Origin of the sequence: uncultured Thiodictyon sp. (assembly GCF_903828115.1) — a bacterium.
In the GTDB taxonomy this organism is placed as follows: Bacteria; Pseudomonadota; Gammaproteobacteria; order Chromatiales; family Chromatiaceae; genus Thiodictyon.
This window is the reverse complement of the sequence record NZ_CAIKKU010000406.1, coordinates 1-5,229: the sequence shown is the minus strand read 5'-3', so window position 1 is coordinate 5,229 and position 5,229 is coordinate 1. Positions and strand designations below refer to the sequence as shown.

The following is a 5,229-nucleotide window of genomic DNA, read 5'->3' as shown; positions in this document are numbered from 1 at the left end:
CGCGTCTGGGAGATGATCGCGCACCAGGTAGAAGCGATCCAGATCGCTGCGCGCTTCAACATCGCACCAGTCAAATAAGCTCAGTTGGGGTGACTTTTCGCCCGGCGCCCCACGCCGCGCACGCAACTCACTGATCGCTCGCTCCACACTGGCTCCAGGTTGGGGTAAACGAGAATTTCCCCGCAGCGCGCGGCTTTTTTTGTCAATGGGTTACGGACATCGCTAACGGCTCGTCGCCGCCGCCTCTCGTCCGGCTGGCCTCGTCCGCGCCCGGTCGCGTCGCCCCCTGCGATACCTGAGCCAACTGAAGGGCAGCGGCGCCGTACTCGAACAAAGAGTCCGTGATGGCCGACAGCGCTGCCGGCAAGCTGATGAAAACAGCAATGTGTTTGGTACTGCCTCGTTAATCGTTGCCTTGTCCAAGGCGTCCGCTGCGGGTGAGGGACTGGTAGGGGAAACGCACCTGGCCGAAGCGGATCGCCAACACCGCCGCCGCCAGGATCAGGATGGAGAGCGCGGCGGACGCGATCCCCAATTCAGTCATCTCCTTCATATCGAGGATGATGTGCCGCGCCAGCGCGACCATGGCGATATAGAGCGGCATGCGCACCGGCAAGGCGCCGGAGTCCAGGTAGATCGCCACCATGGCGAGTACTTCGAGATAGATGAAGAGCAGGAGCAGGTCGGCCAGCGCGACATGCCCCCGCTCGACCATGGCGAGGATTTCCTGACCACTGGCGATCAGGGTCGCCAGCGCAATCACCACCAGAAAGACCACCTCGAGGTGGCCGAGCGCGCGGCTGGCAATGCTCAGGATACGGGGATTGGGCTCGGTCATACTCATGGTTAAATCCTATTCAAAGGCCGCTAAGTGGGCCGCAACCAAGGGTGAGGGGCGGCCGGGAGATGGTCGGGGCACGGCCGCGAGCAGGCGGCGCCTGGCTTCGCCGGGCTGCTGCCCTCAGTGCGCGGCGAGCACAACCGCGGCATCCGGGTCCGTGACGTCCGGGATGTCGCTGGTGCACCAGCGAGTCCGTTCGGAACGACGCGGTCTTGAAGCGCCTCCGGCGGCGTGGGATCGACATCTTCCCCGACTGCTGTCAAGACGTCCATCTGCCGGGAGAAGCGCCGCGGTGCGCAGGCGCGAGTTTGTACCGGCGGTCCTGACAGTTCGCTGACAACGCTGATCAGTGGGTGTTCAAGGGGGGGCGCGTAGCGTCGGTCTGGGTTCTGCTCCACCGGAGTCCACCCCGCTTGAACCCGCGACGCGGTTCCGGCGCCCGCTCACCGTCGCGCAGGAGATCAATCCATGACCACCGACTCCACCGGTGTCGCCACGCTCGACAACGAAGCGATGAAAGACATCCATGAGGCGATTGCCTACGGCACCCTGTGTTTCGTCGCCCTGCACCTGCTCGGCGTGGCGCTGGCGAGCCGCCGGCACGATGAGAATCTGGTGCGTGCCATGATCGACGGCCGCAAACGCAAGTAAGTCGTTGCGGTCCGGAGTGTCAACCAAGTAACGAGTCACGAACAAGTTAAACAGAACACGTTCGTTGTCGTTGTCGTTGTCGTTGTCGTAATCGGAGAAGCGATGCAATTTCGAGTGCGAGAGAATCTGAGGTGCTACGATAACCTCGACAACGACAACGACAACGACAACGACAACGACAACGACAACGACAACGACAATGGCCCGAACAGCGTTCCCTAAGCGACTTGTTTAACTTGTTAGTGAAGTATTCCTAACGCCGGGCCGAGGACTATACGATGCTCTCGCTGGGGTTTTTGCTGTTGGGCATCGGACTATTGCTGACGGGCATCAATACCCTCTCCGATGCCCTGAAGCGCATCGGCAGCCGCGAGTTCTTTGTCCTGGCGTCGCGGTATATCTCACCCCGCTGGAAGGCGCTGTTACTCGGTGTGGGTGCGGGTGCGGCATTGCAGAGTACATCCGCGGCGATGTTTATTCTTGCGAGCCTCATTCCGGCCGGCAGTGTCACCGCGAGCCAGGCGATTTCCATCCTGACCGGCTTCAGTGTCGGCAATTGTCTCATGCCTTTCCTGATCTCCTTCAAGATCCGGACGGGAGTCTTTTTTCTGGTCGGCGTGTCGTCCATCCTGCTCCACTTTGCCAAAGACGAGCGATTACGCAACGTCGTGAGCGCTGCCTTCGGACTCGGCCTGATCTTCCTGGGTATCGAAATGATGCTGGATGGCGTGCGGCCGTTGCGCGCGGAGCCCTGGTTCAGTCGGGTGCTGGCCGTGGCAAGTGACTGGCATGGACTCAACATTGCCGTTGGCGCTGCCCTTGGATTCCTCCTGCAGTCCTCGACGGCCGTCGTGGTGGTGGCGATCGGCCTGGCAAAGGGAGGCATCCTGTCGGGTGAGGAGGTCTTGCTGATCATGTATGGCGCGGCCCTCGGCTCGACCGCCTTCAAGGCGTTTCTCGGTGCCGCGCTAAGCGGCTCGGCCCGTCAGTTGGTTCGTTTCGTGAATCTTTTCAACGTCACTGGCGCGGTGCTTTTTATCCTGTTGTATTATATCGAGTTGTACCTGCGCGTGCCGCTGGTGATGGACTTGATTGCACGCATCAGCCCGGAACCCGCGTTGCAAGCGGCATGGGCCTTTCTGTTGTTGAACGTGGCCGCGGCGCTGATCTTTATCGTCATACACGATCCGATCGCCACGTTGCTCGGCCGCCAATTTCCGCCGGCCGCGGATGAGGCCCATTGTCAGCGGTTGAACTGATTCCGACTGGAAGATCCCGGACCCCGCGGACGGCCCACCTGAGGCCTTGGTGCGCTGCTACTCCCTGTCGGATCGACCGCGTAGTGACCACTACGAGACACGATAAGCCCGGCCTCAGTCAGACGTCGTGTTCGCGTGAATCACAAGCCCAGACGCTCCTGACTGTTTGCTGACAAAGCCGTACAGGCTTACGTCAGCACCTCTGGGTTACTGTGCATCCCGGGACACCAATCCGCGCCGCTTCCACCGCGCGGCCCACTCTCAAACCCAGGAGTCTTATCGTGTTTTTTATGCTTATGCTCTTCTTCATCGCCGTCGGCATCATCATCGGCTGGAACTGGACGCAACCCTCCTGGGCCACAAAATGGCAACAGATGGTTGTGGATGCCTTTCGTTCGTTAACCGGCAAAGGGGCGAGCGGATCCTAGCAGCCTGTCGGACGTGATGGCGTAACTCGAGGAAGCCGTCGCCGTCCCAATCGCGGGCGTACTCGCTCCGGATGTGGTAGAGCATCTTAAGGCCATAACCCCTCTCCGGCGGTCGGGCTTGGTGGAGTCCACCAGCACGGCAGGCGCGCTGACCGGGCCGGTCATCAGTCAGGCCAACAGCTTGGCCAGTAGGGATCGGCTGTCCGGGCGGTTCGCTGACAACCGCGATCAGTGGGCGTTCAGGGAGGGTGGGGTGGCGTGGGCGGCGTGCCATCCTTGCCTACCCCGGGGATATCCTGCGGGGACACCCGACCTGTCACTTGGGGCGTACCGCCACCGCTGCGGCCATGGCCGTCGCCTTGACAGGCGGGCCTTTCGCGACCGCACTCACCGGTGTCGCCTGGCATTGCCATCGGCCTTCTGGCGCCGTTATGACTATGCCGCCTTCAGCGAGAAGGCCTGGGTTTCACGATCGACCTGCTGCAAAGCAGTTTGGATATGGTTTACCTCATTCTCTTCAAAAAACGCCTCCCCGCATTGCGTGCATACCCATGCGGGAATCGACTCCCATGTGATATGGTACCCATTTCGATCGGCGCTGAATGGGGCCTCAGCTTTGATCATGTTGCCTTTGCAATGATAGCACTCCACATTACCTCCTCACTTTGAAATCAGATGACCAATTGATTGTAAAGCACTTGGCGTTTGAAGAATTTCCAGAAGCGCTCAATTAAATTAAGATTTGGACAATAGGGCGGAAGTGGCTCCAGTTGGATTCGCGATGTCGTCAGATACACAGCGACCGCTTTCGACTTGTAGTAACGGGCGTTATCGCAAATAACGACGATGGATGGGGCCGTCGGGTTCGCTTGCTCAAGCTGCTTGAACAACGCGATCGTGGACGCGGCGTCGATGGTCTCATCAAATCGGACCTCTGCGCTCAGCGCCTGAACATTGATCGCACCGTTGATGTTAAGCCGCTGGCGACCCGTATTGCTCTGGATCGGGTGCTCCTTTCCGCGCTTGATCCAACCGCATCCGATCACCGGGTTATGTTGCGGATGGGTCGCATCCATGAAATAGATTACGTCACCTTCGGCGCTGTTTTTCTTGATATTTTCGTACTTCTCAACGAATGCCTCTTGAACCTCTGGAGCCGGGTGTTTGCCGGGTTGCAGTTTGGCTTTCTTGTCGACGTAGCCCAAGCGGTGCAGGACCGCAGTCATGCCACTGGGCGTGTAACGCACCCCCCAGCGCTTCTGGACATGTCGGGCGACGGCCTCGGCTGTCAGATACAGGTGACTTTGAAGATGATCGTCCAGTTCCAACAACTGCGTGTCGTCGAGCAGGGCTTCGCTACCGATATAGCTCATCCGCAGCAACCCATCAAGCCCGCCCTTCTTGTAACGCTTGAAGTAATCGCGAGCAGTGTCTGGGTCGATCAGCAAGACATCGGCCACATCGGGCGGCGCACGCCCCTTCCCGAGCAAGATCACGGCGTTGATCCGATAGGCCTCGCGCACGTCCCGGGCGGCGCGGTGGGCCGCACGCAGTTCGGCGAGTTGGTGCTTGTCGAGACGGTAGTCCAGCATGAAGGCAGTTTACCAAAACTCTCGGCAGGTTACCCGCCGCGACTAAACCGGAATCTCACATGAGAGACGTATACCTCTAGGGTCTGTTCCCGGTTTCGTCCCCATCCGGCTCCCAGCCCGAGCCTTTCGCAGCGGTACCGGGGAGCGATCCGGCGCCCTGTCGACTCCTCGCTGACGGCATTCGCCGGCCGCCGCGCAGAGCTTCCCGCGCACCGCCCGGAGGGCGGGCGCGCCAACTGCGTGAAACGCGCGAGCGTCGTTGTCACGGACAGCGTCCTTACGGTGTCGGGCCGTGTTTCACTCTCGCGTTATCTCGGGCGGCCACCCCTTTGCTCGGCCCGCATTACCGGGCGTCATCGCTCGTATGGATGGCTCCGACGTCCACGCACCGCCGCCCGTGTCGGCCTTGATCGTCGTTCCGGCCGCAGGGGACAGGAGGTCGAGGCTTTAGCCGGTCG

Annotated in this window: 6 protein-coding genes; 3 read left to right on the top strand and 3 right to left on the bottom strand. The window is 60.6% G+C overall.

Annotated elements, in window-relative coordinates; all coding sequences use genetic code 11:
* Window positions 1–403: 403 nt before the first annotated feature.
* Window positions 404–844: a phosphate-starvation-inducible PsiE family protein gene (locus tag QZY48_RS14890; protein WP_295432104.1), complete on the bottom strand. Its 441-nt coding sequence runs from the start codon at window positions 842–844 to the stop codon at window positions 404–406.
* Window positions 845–1,309: 465 nt separating this feature from the next.
* Between QZY48_RS14890 and QZY48_RS14885 the strand changes: the two genes are divergently transcribed.
* The 3 genes from QZY48_RS14885 to QZY48_RS14875 all read left to right on the top strand — a co-directional run bounded on the left by QZY48_RS14885 (window position 1,310) and on the right by QZY48_RS14875 (window position 3,179).
* Window positions 1,310–1,492 carry a cytochrome b/b6 domain-containing protein gene (locus QZY48_RS14885; protein WP_295432102.1) on the top strand — a complete coding sequence of 61 codons (183 nt, stop codon included), beginning with the start codon at window positions 1,310–1,312 and terminating at the stop codon, window positions 1,490–1,492.
* 278 nt (window positions 1,493–1,770) lie between these two features.
* The gene (locus QZY48_RS14880; protein WP_295432100.1) at window positions 1,771–2,751 is read left to right on the top strand and encodes a Na/Pi symporter; all 981 of its coding nucleotides are present in this window, start codon (window positions 1,771–1,773) and stop codon (window positions 2,749–2,751) included.
* 281 nt (window positions 2,752–3,032) lie between these two features.
* Window positions 3,033–3,179: a hypothetical protein gene (locus QZY48_RS14875; RefSeq protein ID WP_295432106.1), complete on the top strand. Its 147-nt coding sequence runs from the start codon at window positions 3,033–3,035 to the stop codon at window positions 3,177–3,179.
* 435 nt (window positions 3,180–3,614) lie between these two features.
* On the opposite strand, the gene QZY48_RS14870 is transcribed toward QZY48_RS14875, so the two are convergent.
* Window positions 3,615–3,830 carry a YgiT-type zinc finger protein gene (locus tag QZY48_RS14870; RefSeq protein ID WP_295432098.1) on the bottom strand — a complete coding sequence of 72 codons (216 nt, stop codon included), beginning with the start codon at window positions 3,828–3,830 and terminating at the stop codon, window positions 3,615–3,617.
* Between the two features lie 20 nt (window positions 3,831–3,850).
* A complete protein-coding gene (locus tag QZY48_RS14865) occupies window positions 3,851–4,771 on the bottom strand; it encodes an IS630 family transposase (RefSeq protein ID WP_295432095.1) in 921 nt (306 codons plus the stop codon).
* Window positions 4,772–5,229 lie beyond the last annotated feature (458 nt).

Bases quoted from the DNA above. Each gene is read 5' to 3' on its own strand.
- QZY48_RS14890 (WP_295432104.1), bottom strand. From the start codon at position 844: ATGAGTATGACCGAGCCCAATCCCCGTATCCTGAGCATTGCCAGCCGC.
- QZY48_RS14885 (WP_295432102.1), top strand. From the start codon at position 1,310: ATGACCACCGACTCCACCGGTGTCGCCACGCTCGACAACGAAGCGATG.
- QZY48_RS14880 (WP_295432100.1), top strand. From the start codon at position 1,771: ATGCTCTCGCTGGGGTTTTTGCTGTTGGGCATCGGACTATTGCTGACG.
- QZY48_RS14865 (WP_295432095.1), bottom strand. From the start codon at position 4,771: ATGCTGGACTACCGTCTCGACAAGCACCAACTCGCCGAACTGCGTGCG.